This is a genomic window from Segatella oris, assembly GCF_900637655.1.
Lineage (GTDB): Bacteria > Bacteroidota > Bacteroidia > Bacteroidales > Bacteroidaceae > Prevotella > Prevotella oris.
Genome location: NZ_LR134384.1, coordinates 3027229 through 3045333, shown reverse-complemented (window position 1 = coordinate 3045333; position 18105 = coordinate 3027229). Strand labels below are relative to the sequence as shown.

13 protein-coding genes and 1 CRISPR repeat array are annotated in these 18105 nt (G+C 41.3%); of the genes, 12 read left to right on the top strand and 1 reads right to left on the bottom strand.

Annotated elements, in window-relative coordinates:
* The first annotated feature begins 1 nt into the window (after nucleotide 1).
* The 4 genes from EL210_RS12825 to cas2 are packed head-to-tail and all read left to right on the top strand — an operon-like array spanning nucleotide 2 to nucleotide 4032.
* Nucleotides 2-2236 carry a CRISPR-associated helicase/endonuclease Cas3 gene (locus EL210_RS12825; protein ID WP_018920531.1) on the top strand — a complete coding sequence of 745 codons (2235 nt, stop codon included), beginning with the start codon at nucleotides 2-4 and terminating at the stop codon, nucleotides 2234-2236.
* Nucleotides 2233-2751 carry a CRISPR-associated protein Cas4 gene (cas4, locus tag EL210_RS12820; protein ID WP_018920532.1) on the top strand — a complete coding sequence of 173 codons (519 nt, stop codon included), beginning with the start codon at nucleotides 2233-2235 and terminating at the stop codon, nucleotides 2749-2751. Before EL210_RS12825 ends, cas4 begins: the two co-directional genes overlap by 4 nt.
* Nucleotides 2748-3764, top strand: coding sequence for a type I-B CRISPR-associated endonuclease Cas1b (gene cas1b / locus EL210_RS12815; RefSeq protein ID WP_018920533.1), 1017 nt, complete (start codon nucleotides 2748-2750; stop codon nucleotides 3762-3764). The genes cas4 and cas1b overlap by 4 nt, the downstream gene beginning before the upstream one ends.
* 4 nt (nucleotides 3765-3768) lie before the next feature.
* Nucleotides 3769-4032 carry a CRISPR-associated endonuclease Cas2 gene (cas2, locus tag EL210_RS12810; RefSeq protein WP_004373516.1) on the top strand — a complete coding sequence of 88 codons (264 nt, stop codon included), beginning with the start codon at nucleotides 3769-3771 and terminating at the stop codon, nucleotides 4030-4032.
* A 212-nt stretch (nucleotides 4033-4244) separates the two neighbouring features.
* Nucleotides 4245-6438: direct repeats of the CRISPR family, unit length 30 nt; unit sequence GTTATAATTGAACCTTATTGGAATTGAAAT.
* Nucleotides 6439-6558: 120 nt separating this feature from the next.
* Here cas2 and EL210_RS12805 read toward each other — a convergent pair.
* Nucleotides 6559-8196, bottom strand: coding sequence for a hypothetical protein (locus EL210_RS12805; RefSeq protein ID WP_018920534.1), 1638 nt, complete (start codon nucleotides 8194-8196; stop codon nucleotides 6559-6561).
* Between the two features lie 239 nt (nucleotides 8197-8435).
* Between EL210_RS12805 and EL210_RS12800 the strand changes: the two genes are divergently transcribed.
* The 8 genes from EL210_RS12800 (at nucleotide 8436) to porN (ending at nucleotide 18088) form a co-directional block, all read left to right on the top strand.
* Nucleotides 8436-9017 carry a hypothetical protein gene (locus tag EL210_RS12800; RefSeq protein WP_025879808.1) on the top strand — a complete coding sequence of 194 codons (582 nt, stop codon included), beginning with the start codon at nucleotides 8436-8438 and terminating at the stop codon, nucleotides 9015-9017.
* 1350 nt (nucleotides 9018-10367) lie between these two features.
* The gene (locus tag EL210_RS12795) at nucleotides 10368-10589 is read left to right on the top strand and encodes a DUF2795 domain-containing protein (RefSeq protein WP_004373526.1); all 222 of its coding nucleotides are present in this window, start codon (nucleotides 10368-10370) and stop codon (nucleotides 10587-10589) included.
* A gap of 358 nt (nucleotides 10590-10947) precedes the next feature.
* A complete protein-coding gene (locus EL210_RS12790) occupies nucleotides 10948-12189 on the top strand; it encodes an ATP-binding protein (RefSeq protein WP_018920536.1) in 1242 nt (413 codons plus the stop codon).
* 103 nt (nucleotides 12190-12292) lie between these two features.
* On the top strand, nucleotides 12293-13255 hold the full coding sequence (locus tag EL210_RS12785) for a PorP/SprF family type IX secretion system membrane protein (RefSeq protein ID WP_018920537.1): 963 nt from the start codon (nucleotides 12293-12295) through the stop codon (nucleotides 13253-13255).
* Between the two features lie 9 nt (nucleotides 13256-13264).
* Nucleotides 13265-14716: a T9SS ring complex lipoprotein PorK/GldK gene (porK, locus tag EL210_RS12780; RefSeq protein WP_025879806.1), complete on the top strand. Its 1452-nt coding sequence runs from the start codon at nucleotides 13265-13267 to the stop codon at nucleotides 14714-14716.
* Nucleotides 14713-15468: a type IX secretion system motor protein PorL/GldL gene (gene porL / locus EL210_RS12775; RefSeq protein ID WP_018920539.1), complete on the top strand. Its 756-nt coding sequence runs from the start codon at nucleotides 14713-14715 to the stop codon at nucleotides 15466-15468. Before porK ends, porL begins: the two co-directional genes overlap by 4 nt.
* Nucleotides 15468-17024 carry a type IX secretion system motor protein PorM/GldM gene (gene porM, locus EL210_RS12770; RefSeq protein ID WP_018920540.1) on the top strand — a complete coding sequence of 519 codons (1557 nt, stop codon included), beginning with the start codon at nucleotides 15468-15470 and terminating at the stop codon, nucleotides 17022-17024. The genes porL and porM overlap by 1 nt, the downstream gene beginning before the upstream one ends.
* Entirely contained in the window at nucleotides 17024-18088 is a 1065-nt protein-coding gene (gene porN / locus EL210_RS12765) for a type IX secretion system ring subunit PorN/GldN (protein ID WP_018920541.1), read from the top strand. The genes porM and porN overlap by 1 nt, the downstream gene beginning before the upstream one ends.
* Nucleotides 18089-18105: the final 17 nt, after the last annotated feature.

The following is an 18105-nucleotide window of genomic DNA, read 5'->3' as shown; positions in this document are numbered from 1 at the left end:
AATGGAACGTTCAATCCTTCTTGCAAAATCAAATCCAAAGATATCTCTGAATGAACACATTGATGACTGCCTCTCTATCTGTAGGCAGTTGTCAATGGTTATATCCAATATTCCTGTTGAAGATAAAGCGTCTTTTTGGAATATTGTTAGAAAGAGCCTCATAATGCATGATACTGGTAAAGGACATGTTGAGTTTCAAAAAACACTTTTGGGTAAGGCATCTTTATGGTATCATCAGCGGCATGAGTTATTTTCTATTTATTTTATTCATAATTCTAATTTATCAGAATCAGAAAAGACTTTAGTATCATTCGGTGTGTTAGGGCATCATAAGTCGTTAGGTGATCTTTTTGATTTTGTCAATCGTAATTATTATAATGATGAAGATTGGGATGAAGAAGGTTTATCGTATGCTGATGAATGTGATAAATTATGTTATGAAGAAATAAAGGAAATATTAGATAGATATGAACTGAACCTTATTACAAAAAATGTTCCTTGTATTAAGAGTATACTTCGATTAGCAAAAAATAAAAATATCGAAGGAAAAGCTAATATAGAGAATATATTATTTATTGGGGCAATAAAGCATTGTGACCATATGGCCTCTGCGGGTATAAAACACTTATATCGTCTGGAAAAAACTGATTTTGCCTTTTTATATAAATACCCATTCTTTACCCATCAGTTACGAGATGCAGAGGCTTCTTGTAGTGTTATTCTTAATGCACCAACGGGGGCTGGAAAAACAGAAGCTGCTCTTGTATGGTTGAAGAATCAATTAGAACATAGAGGACAAGGAAGAGTTTACTATATACTACCTTATACAGCTTCCATAAATGCAATGTATAAGCGTTTGAACTCCTGTATAGGTGATTCTTCAAAAAAAGTTGGATTACTACATGGAAATCTAATGCAGTATTTGGATCTGCAAATGGAAAATCATTCTATAGATACTATTAAACTTCAAGAGCAAGTAGAAGACTTTAAGTCCATGCTAATGCCTTTGAAGATAGTTACGCCATTTCAATTACTAAAGCATCTTTTTGGAATAAAAGGTTTCGAAAAAGGTATCTTTGAATGGAGTGGAGGTTATTTTATCATCGATGAAATACATGCCTATGAAGTTAAGATCTTTGCTCAGATAATAGTGCTATTATCATTTGCTGTTCAGTATTTGAAGGTCAGGGTGCATATAATGACGGCAACTCTGCCAACTTTTATGAGATGCAAAATAGCATCTGTTATAGGTCCTTATCAAGAAATCATTGCGGATAAGCAGCTGTATCTCTCATTCAGACGACATCGTCTATTTTGCTTGGATGGTTTGTTGACAGATTATTTAGATAATATACAAGTGGATATCAATCAAGGTAAGAAAGTTCTTGTTGTATGCAATACTGTTGATGAGTCTCAAATGGTTTATAAATATCTGCATGCTTCGAAAAAAGTTCTACTTCATGGACGCTTTTGTGCAGAAGATAGATTTAAGAATGAAGTAAAATTGAAAGAAGATGATGTGTCACTTTTAGTTGGTACACAAGCTATAGAAATAAGCCTGGATGTAGATTTTGATCTTATTTATACAGCTCCAGCACCCCTTGATGCTCTTTTACAGCGTTTTGGGAGGGTTAATAGAAAACGGGAAAAAGGAATTTGTCCTTGCTATGTATTCAAGGAAAGAAATGATGCAGATAAATATATCTATAAAAATGCGGGAGTGATAGAAAGAACATTGGAGGTCTTGAAACAAATAGAGCAAGATGAAGGTGGTATAATCCAAGAAAATAAATTACAGGCATTGATAGATGTTGTTTATCCATGTTGGTCAGAAGAAGAACAAGAAGATTTTTCAATGACAAAAACTTTATTTGAAGATTATGTGGAGAAAGATTTACGTCCATTGGAATATTCTGCAGAAAGAGAGGAAGAATTCTATAAGCAATTCGATGATAAAAAAGTTATTCCTGCTGCATTGGTACCAGAATATCAAAGTAGAATATCTAATCTTCAATTTGTCAAAGCCGAGGGACTATTAGTGTCTATTAGTAAGCGCAGGTTTGCTAATATGCTACATGAAGGAAATATTGAGCAGAAAACATTTGTATATTCAAAGAATGAGGATAAGCAGATTATAAGTATAAAACAATATGTAATCAATAGTGAGTATGATGAAAGGCTTGGGTTAGTATTTTCAGAAACAGAAAAGCAAATAGGGGGAGATATTTTTCTATGATTGTTACTGGAACTCATTTTAATTATTATCAGCTTTGTAGGCGAAAGTTGTGGCTGTTTGCTAATGGCATAAACATGGAACATAATTCGGACTTGGTGTATGAAGGCAAACTGATACATGAAGATAGTTATCCGCAGCGCTCGGTGAAGTATGAAGAAGTTGCGATAGATGGCATAAAAGTAGATTACTATGATGCTCGGAATAAAGTTATTCATGAGATTAAAAAATCTAATAAGGTTGCTAAGGCGCATGAATGGCAGCTGAAATACTATATGTATGTTTTCGAACAGCATGGTATTAATGGGGTGAAAGGAATATTGGAATATCCTGAGCTTAGAAAGACATCGGAAGTAGTATTGACAGATGTGGATCGCGAAAATATTGCTTTAATTCGGCAAGATATCTGTAATATTATAGAACTGGATTTATGCCCTCCTATAGTGAAGAAAGGTCTATGTAAGAATTGTAGCTATTTTGAGTTCTGTTATTCAAATGAGATGGAGGAAGATTTATGAAAAGGAGCTTCTATTTGTTTAATCCGGGATTGATGGAGCGTAAAGACAATACATTGAAGTTTACGCCTATTAGCATAGATGAACAAGGAAATGAAACGAAGCAACCATCTCGTTTTATTCCGATAGAGGATGTTGCTGAATTATATGCTTTTGGTAGTTTGAAAGCGAATAGTTCTCTATATAATTTTCTGGGGCAACGCGATGTGCCTGTTCATTTCTTCGATTATTATGAGAATTATACAGGGAGTTTCATGCCTCGTGCAGGACTGCTTTCGGGAAAGGCTTTATTGGCACAGGTAAAAACATATCAAAGTTCGAAAAAACGGGTAGAGCTGGCAAGAAAGTTCATTCAAGGTGCGGCATGGAATATGGTGATGAATTTGAACTATTATAATAGGAGAGGAAAAGAACTTGAAGGGCAGATTGCCGAAATGAAAGAATTTGCACAAACTCTTCCTGAAGCAAAAACTGTTGAAGAAGTGATGGGAATAGAAGGGAATATTCGTAGAATTTATTATTCTGCTTTTGATATCGTACTTGATGATTTTAAGTTTGGCAGTCGCACGAAGCAACCTCCCGAGAATGAAGTGAATGCTTTAGTTTCTTTTGGTAATATGATGTGCTATACAGAAACGCTGCGCGCAATTCATCAAACACAGCTGAACCCTACGATTAGTTTTTTGCATAAGCCAGGAGAACGCCGTTATTCTTTATGCTTGGACATATCTGAAATCTTCAAACCGATTATAGTTGATCGGGTTATATTCAAAGTACTTAATAAACGTGCGCTTCAAAAGAGTCATTTTGATAGGAAATTGAATCGTTGCCTTCTAAATGATAAAGGGAAAAAGATCTTTGTTGCAGCCATGGAGGAACGTTATAATGAAACATTCCGTCATCGTTCCTTGGGGCGTAATGTGAGTTATCGTCATCTGATAAAACTTGAGTGTTATAAGCTCTTGAAAGATATACTCGGGATAGAAGAATATAAACCTTTTAAGATGTATTGGTAATTGTATGTATGTTATCCTGATTTATGATGTGGCAGAGAAGCGTGTTAGTAAAATGCTGAAATTATGTCGGCAATATCTTTGTTGGATACAGAATTCTGTGTTTGAAGGCGAACTGTCAGAAGTTAAACTGCGGGAGTTGCAGTATAAGATAGGAAACTTAATTGATAAAAAAGAGGATAGTGTGATAATATTCTCTAATAAAAAGGGTTATCATATGAGTAAGGATATTCTTGGCAAGGAGCGAATGTCAACAGAGAACTTTCTGTAAAGTTGTCGATGTGTAGGAATAGGTGTCCTTTTCATTTTCCCGTAGATGCCCATATCGCTCTTTGACTTCTTGAAACACCTTATATAAAAGGGAATGTCGATGCTCTATGGAAAATATATCATTGGGCATCGACATTTTTTCAATGATTTTTATTACCTTTGTATTGCTGAAAACATTAGTGTTTATTCGACTTATCTCTTTTAAAAGAGTGGGTTATAATTGAACCTTATTGGAATTGAAATTGGGAATAGGTTTCAATGCTGCAAGTGTGAAAGCTGCGTTATAATTGAACCTTATTGGAATTGAAATCCCTCAACTTTCTTCAATCGCTCATTCAAATCATTGCGTTATAATTGAACCTTATTGGAATTGAAATTGATGTTCTGCGGGTACAGATTATCTGCACCGTAGTTATAATTGAACCTTATTGGAATTGAAATGGCAAACGATGCAGCCCGGGCCGCCTATGCCGATGTTATAATTGAACCTTATTGGAATTGAAATTTGTTCCAGGGCGCTTGCATTCAACATACCTCCAGGTTATAATTGAACCTTATTGGAATTGAAATCTGTCTTTATTATTAACATTAAAAGTTCCAACTAATCGTTATAATTGAACCTTATTGGAATTGAAATACGTTCGGAACAGAACCTTGAAACACCTTTATCGGTTATAATTGAACCTTATTGGAATTGAAATGAACCAATCTAACATACACATATAATGAGAGGGGGTTATAATTGAACCTTATTGGAATTGAAATTTAGAAAGCACAGGGTTCAACTTCTCAAACAATTGTTATAATTGAACCTTATTGGAATTGAAATACAGGAGACGCAGTCTTATTAGCTTCAATTTGAGGTTATAATTGAACCTTATTGGAATTGAAATACTTGTATTTCGCGCGTCGACATAGCCGATGATAGTTATAATTGAACCTTATTGGAATTGAAATGTAGAAGGAGTGAAGCATAGTGCAAACCGCTTGACAGTTATAATTGAACCTTATTGGAATTGAAATTTGCTATTTTTTCAAATTTAGAGGGAATTGTTGACCGTTATAATTGAACCTTATTGGAATTGAAATGACAGAGTTCAAAAAGGAAGAAGGCACTCAAACAGCGTTATAATTGAACCTTATTGGAATTGAAATGCAGAAGTACATTGCAAATTTGGCTGCAGCACAGGTTATAATTGAACCTTATTGGAATTGAAATAGGAATTGCTGCTTCCCTGTCGATGAACAATCTCTAGTTATAATTGAACCTTATTGGAATTGAAATAGGCGTTGATATATTCGGCCTTGTCCTCCTTCAATGTTATAATTGAACCTTATTGGAATTGAAATAAGACAAGCTGTTGCATCCGAGCCGGAAAATCAAAGTTATAATTGAACCTTATTGGAATTGAAATTGATACAGGCTCATGCAGTTGTAACCTCCCTCCGGCTCAAGTTATAATTGAACCTTATTGGAATTGAAATAATTCAGTAAATTAGTCAATACTAATCCATTACGATAAAAGTTATAATTGAACCTTATTGGAATTGAAATGAAATGGAAGCGGTGCTGAAAGATATTGTTTCTTGTTATAATTGAACCTTATTGGAATTGAAATTGTGTATCAGGATAGATTGCTGCACCACTTGCCTCTGTTATAATTGAACCTTATTGGAATTGAAATGCATTGCCTGTGCGGTTGTGAATAAAGGAGAAACAGTTATAATTGAACCTTATTGGAATTGAAATCGAAAAAAGCAGCCCTTATCAATAAGGAGACACTTAAGGTTATAATTGAACCTTATTGGAATTGAAATCCAAATTCGGCATTATCATAAGTATGACCGTCAGCATGTTATAATTGAACCTTATTGGAATTGAAATCAAATAACTGTAAGGCACAAAATAAGACGCAAAATACTGTTATAATTGAACCTTATTGGAATTGAAATACATGCACATATAATGCAAGGGATGACAATTATACTGTTATAATTGAACCTTATTGGAATTGAAATGGGTCATTATTCGCTTCACGCTCAACATAACCTTGTTATAATTGAACCTTATTGGAATTGAAATTTCTTTGTACTGTTGGTTATCGGATATGCCATCAGTTATAATTGAACCTTATTGGAATTGAAATTTGAGCGAATTAGCGAGCTTGCGAAGCGTCCTATAAGTTATAATTGAACCTTATTGGAATTGAAATGTGATGAGATTGAACGTATACTAACAACAATAAAAAGTTATAATTGAACCTTATTGGAATTGAAACACAAATGAGATGAAAGGGAAGGAATTACGCATAGGTTATAATTGAATCTTATTGGAATTGAAATGAAGATGTATCCCGGCATGACACGCTGGCAAGTAGTTATAATTGAACCTTATTAGAATTGAAACCGCAGATTGGTTCAAGTAGTGATTACGCGAACGATGTTATTATTGAACCGCATCGGATTTTAGGCGTAATAGACATTCGGGAGGTTATTTACCTGCCAAACATCTATTACGCCAGCCGGTTTATTCCCAATATTCCTTATCAGTCTTGATGTCAAGCCAACCGGGAATGCCATTTTTGGTGATGTGATAAAAAGAACGGGTGGTTTGTTTTATCTCGTCATAGACGGGGGCTTTGTCACGGGGGAAGATCCCTACTTTATTATCTTTGTAGAAATAAATCAGACCATCGGACTGCATGATGATAGAGTCGTTGTCTATTGGAAAGATTATTTTTCCCGTGACTTTAACGGTTGGGTAAATCTCTGTTTTCTCATCCCAATCATATACACGTTTGGTTATTAACTTCGGTTTCACATTCTTCGGCTGCTTATATTCATAGGCCACGATGCCGAATTTCCCGTTTCTGCCTACTCTTATCCATTCTGGGTGCATGTCAATCTCACCGATAATCCAGCTGTTTCCAGTGCGGTGGTATGATTTCTGGCCATCAAGGAATGCCACAGAATCTGTTGGTAAAAGGTCAGAAAGCCAATAGCGTTCATCCTCATCTATTGGCGTTCCGGGGCCGTTGGTGTAAATTTGCAGTTGATAGCAGCCTTTCTTTTTGAGGATGGTATGTTCCCAGTGAGGCACCGTTCCGCATAGTCCAATCCACCTCTTGTCTGGACTTCCAATCTCTTGTCCCATTTCATCATAGTAGACGGCTCCCTTTTCGTTCAACACTTCGATGCATCCAACCTGAGTGTCTGCAACTTCTTTTACCACCTTTGGCTTTCCTATATTTAGTTTGTCAAGGTAGAGATTGAAAACATCAAACTCGTTTCCTCGCTGTGCAATGATAAAGCGGCTGTCGTATTTGATAGAGTCATACTCTTCTTTCAGCACATTCTGGCCTAACTGATCCAATAGTATGTATTTCCCAGTCTCGGTCTGTTGGACACCATAGTGCCTTTTTATGTTGAAATACTGAAAGTCATACGGCTTGGAACCGTTATATTTTTCTCCTGCATCTTCTATCTCTACGGGGTTAAGTCGGTCAAGGGAACTATATATTATCCCACCTTCCGGATTAGGAAATATCATATATGGAATGTAACGGTCGTAGAGCAGGAATATCCTCTTGCCTCCTTTGATTTCCAAAACTAATGGTATGAGCTGTTTCGTATTCGTGGAGCGCCAGGTTACAACAGAGTCGGGAATGTCGCTTGACAAGGTGGAGTAGTTATATACATGCTTTCCATCTTCATAAACAAGCTGCTGCATGATGGCAAGCTCTGGTCTTAAGAACATCAGCACATACGTAGACTTCCTACCTTCCCGCTTCCATTTTCCGTTGTCGTTGACGGTGAAAGCCTTGCCAATATATGAGTTGAAATCTGCTGTATGCAGGTCTTTAGCCTCAATAAATTTTTCTTTAGAATCATCAATATCTTTTCTGTTCAGGGTGTCTTCATGTGAATTTAGGTTCCATTTTATCGGGTTCATGTTCGACGATTTATCCAATATTGTCTCTTTGCTTTTTAATCCTAAGCTTTTTCGGCTATACTGGTCGGGGCCAATCTTGGTGTAGACATCAATGTTATAGCCTGCACCATTAAAACTGATGGCATCAACATCGGGCAGTGATAGACATTGTTGCGCATGCAGACTTGTTGCATTGTAATAGCAGAGGAGCAAGAGAACGAATAGCTTTTTCATAAGTGTTCATTATTGGTTTTATGAACAAAGATAAGAATTTCAAAGGAGAAATGCTAATTTTTTGAAAGGAAAAATGAAGAAAATAAGAATAGGATTAGTGTTAGAAAAGACAGAAATACAGGTTTTGATAACGGATTTTCCTGCCTTGTTTTCTTGCATATATCAGGAAAAATTGCGAATATTGCAGCGTGAATTGCGATGTCCTGTACAGGAAGGTAACGCAGAGGGAAACAGAATTCATGATAAGATATCATATCAGACGCATTTGGAACTGGTTGCACCGCATGGGGTATTCGCGCGGTTTTGGGGTCCAGTCTCCGTCGGCATATAGCTTCATCCGCTATGTGTTGAATGAGCATTATCCCTATTATGCCTATGCACCACTGTGTGAAAAGCATAAGGCGGAGAGTCACGCCACAAAGAAGAAAGGACGTTTGTATTTTCGTTTGGCCAATTTTGCACAGGCAACGTGCTGGTATGACTATCTGCCTGCAACCGAAGCTTATGCCGACTACGTGTGCGCGGGCTGCCAGTCTACGGTTTTCAAGTCTATTGATGCCACTGCCATTCCGCAACATTTCCGCATCGCCCGCCTCTCTATGAAAGGTGATTATAAGGCAGTCTATGAAGCTCTTTCTGCTGTGGCAACAGCCGATTCTATTCTGATTTTAGAGGGAATCTACGACAATAGAGACACAAAGGCTTTTTGGAAGCAGGTGGTAGAGCGTGTGGAAGCAGTCACCACTTATGACCTCTATTCTTGTGGTATTGTACTTTTCGACACTTCTAAGTTCAAGCATCATTATATCGTTAATTTCTGATTAAGCCTTTGCTCGTTATGTTTTCTTGCCACGGTCGTGCGTTCTGAAAGGCTGTTTGACGTTGGCCAATGGCGTGTTAAATAGGGTGGGGACTCTAACCTGGTTGCGGTATTGGGGAAAAAGGGGACCTCCCCCGACCCCTCCCAAGGAGGGGAGCACGAGTTTAGAGCATCTTTTTAGGAAACAAATGGAAACCTCCCCCAGCCCCTCCCAAGGAGGGGAGAACGAACTTGCAGCGTTTTCTTAAGACACGAAATGAATTCGTTTGTATACCAACAGCTTTTATATCTTCTAAGATTTTCTACGATATTCTCGGATGTCGCTTGCGACGAGGAGGCCTACATTGCAAGTAGGAAGACTCCTAACCGCTTCGCGGTATATCTCAGAAAATTTGAGAATATCGAATAAAATGAATTCGTTTGTATACTAACAGCCTTTTATATCTTCTAAGATTTTCTGCGATATTCTTGGATGTCGCTTGCGACGAGGCATCCTACACTGCAAGTAGGAAGACTCCTAACCGCTTCGCGGTATATCTCAGAAAATTTGAGAATATCGAATAAAATGAATTTGTTTGTAAGCTGATAACCTTTATATCTTCTAAGATTTTCTGTGATATTCTCAGATGTCACCTGTGACGAGGAGGCCTACACTGCAAGTAGGAAAGCTCCTAACCGCTTCGCGGTATATCTCAGAAAATTTGAGAATATCGAATAAAATGAATTCGTTTGTATGCTAACGACCTTTATATCTTCTAAGATTTTCTGCGATATTCTCGGATGTCACCTGCGACAAGGAGGCCTAAACTTCAAGGGGAAAGTCTCCTATCTGCTTTTCTCTATATCTCTGAATATTGGAGGACGCCTACAAATATCCATATTGTTTATTGCTGCCCGCACCTGATATTTTCTGAGATTTTTGCACTCCTGTCGTGTAACTCCATGCAGTTTGCGCTGTAACTTGACACAAAATAGGCGGTAATCTGCGTCAAAACACACGATGATTTGACGCAGATTGCATGGTGATTTGACGCAAATTACAAACTGTTTCAATATGGACTTACCACTTCGTTTGCCTTTTGTTAGGTAACCATTTGTTTATCAGTACTTTGCAAGTGTTTGGAAGGCGAGTTTTATTTGCATTGATACCATGACCGTTTGCTTATGTCCGCACTGCTCATGAAAATAAGACTCACATAGCTTAAAAACGGAGAGTGACAGTATTCTGAACATACCTTGTTTTAATCTTTATTGACGATTGAATTGAAAAAACTTTCATCTTTTCTTGTGAATAAGATTTATTTTGCTATTTTTGCACGCAAAATTGTGAATAAACTAAAAAGATAAGACGATGTATTGGACACTTGAATTAGCTTCAAAATTGGAAGATGCACCTTGGCCTGCAACAAAAGACGAACTGATAGATTATGCTGTTCGTTCAGGTGCGCCACTTGAAGTGCTTGAAAATTTGCAGGAGATAGAAGACGAAGGCGATGTTTATGAAAGCATCGAGGATATATGGCCGGATTATCCTTCAAAGGATGATTTCCTGTGGAATGACGATGAATATTAAATAAGTAGCTTTCCTATTCCCTCTATTCTCCTCGTTTCGCATATACAACAAACAACATTCTTTCAAATCAGAAAAGAGAGAAAGACGGACATCTGAAGTTTTTCTGTACTGTCTCTCCTATAGTCGTTGGAGGCATGTTGCTTTGATAGGCGGTTTCCCTTGTTACATGTGTTGTAGCGCATTCCATGTAGCAAGGGAAGTTTTTTTATCTTCATCTTTTGGTGGCTGACGCATTTCTGCTCATTTCATAAATATAGCATGAATGACATTTTTATGAAATGAAATTTTGAAGTATCATGAATAACCTTTATCTTTGTACTTTATAAAAACGTCATTAATGACACTTTTGTGAAATGACATGTTGATAAAGCGAGACAGGTACCTTAATGCATTGATTGGTTGGAAGCATACTGACCTCATAAAGATAGTCACGGGAATAAGGCGTTGTGGCAAATCTTTCTTGCTGTTTACACTCTTTCACCAGCATTTGTTGCAGACAGGTACAGACGAATCGCATATTATAGAGATTGCTCTGGATGATATCAGCAACGAATCTCTACGTGATCCTTTCAGGATGATGACGTATGTAAAAGAGCGCATCCGAAGCGGGGAACAATATTACTTGATTATTGACGAGGTTCAGTTGCTTGGCCGTTTCGTCGAAGTGCTCAATAGTTTCATGCATATTCCGAATGTAGATGTTTATGTAACAGGAAGTAATTCTCACTTCCTATCTAAGGATGTAGCTACAGAATTCCGTGGTCGGGGCATAGAAATCCATGTATATCCGCTTTCATTTGCCGAACTGTATGCTGCTGAAGGAGGCGACACGTCTGCTTTGTGGAAACGATACTGCGTCTATGGTGGGCTTCCTTACTTGGCGACATTAGAGAACAATGCAAAGCGGGCAGAATATCTCACGTCGCTGAATAAAACTCTTTATCTGAGAGATATTGTTGAGCGCAACAGGATTGTGAATGTAGAAGAGTTCTCAGAACTGATGTGCGTCATGGCTTCGGGCATTGGCTCACCATGCAATCCGAACAAAATTGCCAACACATTCAAGACCGTAAAGAAAGAAACGCTTGCTCCGCAGACTATTTCCAAGTATCTCTCTTATATGGAAGATGCGTTTATTATAGAGCGTTCCACAAGGTATGATGTTAAGGGGCGCAGGTATATTGGCACGTTATCTAAATACTATTTTCAGGATATTGGCCTGCGCAATGCACTGCTGAACTTTCGACAGACAGAGGAAACGCATATCATGGAGAATGTTATTTACAATGAACTCCGCAGCCGTGGATATGGCGTTGATGTCGGTGTGATTGATGTTCGGACGGCAACGGAACGCAGACAGCTTGAAGTTGATTTTGTGGCTGACAAAGGAGATCGGCGATATTACATCCAGTCGGCATTTTCTTTAGCGGATGACGAAAAGCGAGAACAGGAATTAGCTTCATTGAAACGTATTCATGATGCGTTCAAGAAAGTAATCATTGTGCGTGAGGATATTGCTTCCTATCACGATGAACACGGCGTACTGATTATGGGGTTAATGGACTTTCTGCTCAAAACGAACGTAGATGAGATTTTGTGATTTCGGGCGTATAGACAAGTGTAATGGCATTTTATGCAGCATGTTGAAAATCAATGGAGACTATAGCAGAGACTGAGGTACCGTATCTTGTGCAATATTCCATATGTTCAGACGTTATATAAGCGTGCAGAAACAGATTAAAATCATAATGGTAATGGTGCTGATGCAGGTCGCAATGTCGGCCAAAGCACAGTATGATGCAGCTTTCAGTCATTATTTTGACATGGAGACCTCGTTCAATCCGGCTGCTGCCGGCAAGGAGAGCAGACTCAATGTCAACCTTGCCTATGCGCTCAATTTTACCGGTTTTGAGCATAATCCGCGCACGATGTATGCCGCTGCCGACATGCCTTTCTATCTGATGAGAAGCTATCATGGGGTTGGTTTGCAGTTCTTGAACGAGAAAATCGGCCTTTTCACCCATCAGAAATTAGCGTTGCAATATGCCCATCAGCTGAAGTTGGTGGGTGGAAAGCTGCGTGCAGGCCTGCAATTGGCATTGCTCAATGAAGGTTTCGACGGTTCGAAAGTTGATCCAGGGACCGCTGGTGACCCTGCCTTTGCCACTACAGATATCAATGGAAATGGGTTGGATCTTAGTGCCGGACTCTATTACATGCGCGGTGTGTGGTATGTAGGCGCGTCGGTTCAGCATTTGAATGGGCCGACAATTCGCATGGGTGATGTCAAAGAACTCAAGATTGATCCTACTTATTATTTGACCGGTGGATACAATATTAAGCTGAGAAATCCGTTCTTGAAAATAAAGCCTTCAGTGCTGTTGCGCACAGACGGCAAGGCCTATCGCGCCGATGTAACTGGTCGTTTGGTCTATACGCACGAAGGAAAAATGCTCTATGGCGGCATCAGTTATAGTCCCACAAATTCCGTTACTGCCCTCATTGGCGGTACCTTTCATGGCATAGTGTTGGGCTACAGCTATGAAGCCTACACCTCCGGACTTAGCTTTGGCAACGGAAGTCATGAGCTTTTCGTGGGCTATCAGATGGATGTCAACCTTGCCAAAAAGGGCAGAAACAAACATCAAAGTGTTCGCATTTTATAACAACTGACAATGAAATACAAAATAACAATAGGGATTTGCACGCTGTTGGCAAGCTTCACGATGTCGGCTTGCTTCAGTGGTAAGACCATGTCAATGGCTGGCCGAGGCGGAGAAGTCGTTGGGGTTGGTGGTGGAAAAGCCTTTTCAGAGCCTGCTCCTTACGGCATGGTGAGAGTTGATCGCGGTTTCCTGCACATGGGACTTGACAAGCAAGACTCGCTTTGGGGCAAGAAAATGCCTGTGAAAGACATTTCGGTTGACGGCTTCTGGATGGATGAAACCGAGGTCACGAACTCCAAATACAAGCAGTTTGTGATGTGGGTGCGCGACAGTATTCTGCGCACACGTCTGGCTGATCCAGCCTATGCAGGCGACGAAAGCTATATGATTACCGAAGACAAGAATGGAGATGCCATTACGCCTCGCATCAACTGGAAGAAGCCTTTGCCGCGTAAACCGAACGAAGATGAGCAGCGTGCCATTGAAAGTCTTTATGTAACCAATCCTGTTACAGGAGAAAAACTTCTTGATTGGCGCCAGATGAACTATCGTTATGAGATTTATGACTACACGGCTGCAGCTCTTCGACGCAATCGCATGAACCCTGCTGAACGTTCGTTCAACACGGATATTATCATGGATGACGATGAACCTGTGATGATTTCAAAGGATACCGCCTTTGTTGATGACGAGGGACGGATTGTCCGTCAGACGATTGATCGCCGGCGAACAGGCCCTTGGGACTTCCTCAATACGTATATTGTGAACGTCTATCCCGATACAACCTGTTGGGTGAACGACTTCAAGAACTCCGACAACGAGATGTATCTGCGCAACTATTTCAGTAATCCTGCCTATAATGATTACCCTGTTGTGGGGGTCACTTGGGAGCAGGCGAATGCCTTTTGTGCATGGCGTACCGAGTATTTGCTGAAGGGATTGGGTGCTGAAGCACGCTATGTGCAGCGTTATCGGCTGCCCACTGAGGCCGAATGGGAATATGCTGCACGTGGCAAGAACGGTAATGAATTCCCCTGGGAAAACAAGGATATGAAGAATGGTAATGGCTGTTTCTATGCTAACTTCAAGCCCGATCGCGGTAATTACACCGAAGACGGCAACCTCATTACAAACAAGGTGGGCATCTATGGTGCCAATTCCAACGGGCTTTTCGACATGGCCGGCAACGTAGCTGAGTGGACAAGCACGGCTTATACAGAGTCGGGCGTAGATGCAATGAACGACCTTAACCCGCAACTTTCCTATAATGCCGCCAAAGAAGACCCCTATGCACTGAAGAAAAAGAGTGTGCGCGGTGGCTCATGGAAAGACCCCGAAAGTCTCATTCGCTCGGCATGGCGCTCTTGGGAATATCAGAATCATCCACGTTCATACATTGGCTTCCGCTGTGTTCGCAGCCTCGCCAATACGACAAGCAGTAACAAAAGCAAGAAAAAATGACAAGATACAGTAAACTGAATATCGTCTATCGTCTGCAGAAGTGGATGGATAGCGTGCCTGGTCAAACGTTCCTTAACTATGCATATAGCTGGGGAGCAGCCATCGTTGTGCTTGGCGCTTTGTTCAAGTTAGTGCATGTTGAGGGGGCCGACTTCTGGTTAATTCTTGGTATGGGCACAGAGGTTGTTGTGTTCTTCCTGTCGGCTTTCGACCGTCCTTTTGACAAAACGACCGACGGAATGGAACTTCCTACGCATGTAACTGAGGAATATCTTGCCCGCAAAGATGAGGATATATCCCCTGCAGCGCCTGTTGTTACAGCGTCTGTACAGGCAAAACCTGCCCCGGCTCCTGTCGTTACAGCAGCTGAAACCGTTGCAGCCACGGCCCAGGTTGCCCAGGTAAGCCTGCCGACGGCCGACCCGGAAATGGCCGAAGCACAGCAGAACTATGTGGATGAACTGAAGAAACTCACAGAAGTTTTAGGAAAGGTAGGCGAACAGAGCACACGTCTTACGCGCGATAGTGAGGAAATGGAAAACCTCAACCGCACGCTGACAGGCATCACTAAGGTGTATGAAATGCAGCTGAAGAGTGCCAGTCAGCAGATTGGGACTATCGACCAAATCAACGAGCAGAGTCGTCTGCTGGCCCGACATATCGAACAACTCAACGCTATCTATGCCCGCATGATAGAAGCAATGACTACCAACATGCGTGCAGCAGCACCAAATCAAACTCCACAACCATAATGGCTATTAAGAAAAGACTGATATCTCCGCGCCAGAAGATGATCAACTTGATGTATATTGTCTTGTTGGCCATGCTTGCACTCAACATCTCAACCGAGGTGTTGGACGGCTTTTCAATTGTGGAGGACAGTCTGAATCGTACCACGGGTAACGCTACCCAAGAGAACGTTGCACTTTATCGGGACTTCGAAATGCAGATGAAGCAGAACCCGGAGAAAGTGAAAGCATGGTTTGAAAAGGCCACTTCGGTGAAGCTGATGAGTGATTCGCTCTATGATTTTGCCCAACAACTCAAGGTGGCTATCGTCAAAAAAGCCGATGGAAAGAATGGAGATGTCTATAATATAGAGAACAAAGATAACCTCGATGCAGCCAGTGAAGTGATGCTTGCACCGTTGACAGGGCAGGGGAAAAGCCTCTTTCTGCGTGTCAACAACTATCGTGAGCGCATACTGAAAATGGTTGATGATCCTCATCAGAAGCGTATCATAGCCGATAATCTCTCGACTTCTGTGCCACGTAAAGCCCGTCTTCAAGGCAAGAACTGGCAGGAGTATATGTTTGAGAACATGCCGGTAGCTGCTGCCGTTACATTGCTTTCAAAGCTTCAGAGCGATGTACGCTATGCCGAAGGTGAGGTGCTTCACACGTTAGTTTCCAATATTGACGTGAAAGATATCCGTGTGAATAAGCTCAGTGCCTACGTGATACCTGAGAAAACGGTACTCTATCCAGGCGAGCGTTTCAATGCAAACATCGTCATGGCTGCCGTAGATACAACGCTGCAACCACAGATTTTCGTCAACGGACAGCGTGTCATGGCGCGTAATGGGCAGTATGGTTTCACGGCATCGGGGGTCGGTGAGCATAGCATAAGCGGTTATATTCTGATGCAAAATCGCAAGGGCGACATCATTCGTCGCAACTTCTTGCAGAAGTATAGCGTTATTCCTGCACCGAATAGTGCCACGGTTGCAGCCGACATGATGAACGTGTTGTATGCCGGTTATCCTAACCCGATGAGCGTCAGTGTGCCGGGTGTGCCTGCCAATGCAGTCTCGGTGTCGATGAGCGGAGGTTCAATGACTGCTAAAGGCAATGGACATTTCGTTGCTGTTCCTGCTGCTGTGGGCAAGGATGTGACCATTCATGTCACCGCACGCGACAAGGGACAGGTGAGAACTCTGCCTCCGTTTGTGTTCCACGTGCGTAAGTTGCCCGACCCGACAGCCTATATCGCTCTCGGCACTAACCGTTTCAAGGGTGGTGGAATGAGTAAGGCGGCACTGATGGGAGCATCGGGTATCAATGCAGCTATTGACGACGGACTGCTTGATATTCCTTTCCGTGTGTTGAGTTTTGAAACCGTTTTCTTCGATAATATGGGCAATGCGGTTCCCGTGGCATCGGCCGGAGCAAACTTCTCTGACCGCCAACGCGAAACATTCCGTACCCTTTCACGCAATCGGAGGTTCTATATCAGTCATGTCAAGGCCATTGGTCCTGATGGAATTACCCGCACTTTGACGGGTGCTTTGGAAGTAATTGTAAGATAATGATGAATATGAAAAGATTATATGTAGTGCTGTTGGTGGGCGCCTTTTCCTTGAATGGTATGGCACAATCACCGCTCCGAAAGGCTGAGGCAGCTGCCAAGATGAAGAAAAGCAACGCCAATAATCTGACAATGCGTGCTAAACTCATGTATCCCACGCAGCAGGCGATGAACGAGGATGTAGTGTGGCGGCGCGATGTTTACCGCGAACTCAATCTCAACGATAATGCCAATGGCGGACTCTACTATCCTGTTGAGCCCACCGACGGACGCATGAACCTCTTCACGTTGTTGTTCAAACTCATGATGGCAGGTCCAAACCATGGCGGTATCAACGTCTATCAGTATCGTCTTGACGGTAATGAGAAGTTCACGGATGATGCAAAAGTGAAGCCATTGACATTCCTTGACGACCATCATATCTTCTATGAACGCACCGATCGTGGCGTGCATATAGATAACAGCGACATTCCTTCAGCCGAGGTAAAAGCCTATTATCTGAAAGAAAGTTCCTATTTCGACCAGGCCACAGGAACTTTCCATACGAAGGTTCTTGCCCTTTGTCCCGTCATGGAACGACAGGATGATTTCGGCGAAGGAACAACGAAATATCCCCTGTTCTGGGTGAAATATGACGATATAGCATCAGCACTTGCCAAGCAGACGGTCATAACAAGCAACCTGAACAATGCTGCCGTAATGAGTCTTGACGATTTCTTCACGATGAATGTCTATAAGGGAAAGATCTACAAGACGACCAATATGCAAGGGCAGACCTTGGCACAATATTGCAAGACCGACAGTGCTTTGAGCAAGGAACAGCGTCGGATTGAAAGGGAAATTGCTTCATTTGAAAAGAATATATGGGGCGACCAAGCACGTAAGGACTCGCTTGACAGCATCTCCAGACTCAGTGGCAAACAGCTTAAGACGATGCGTGCGGCCAATCGTCGCGCATCGAAAAGCACTACACCGAGCGTTCGCAGCAACCGCCGTGCAAGTTCAGGCAGCAGTTCTTCTTCGGGAGGACAGGCCCGTGTTACGGTGCGCAGGCAGCGTCATTGAAAGTAGGAACCGTTTAC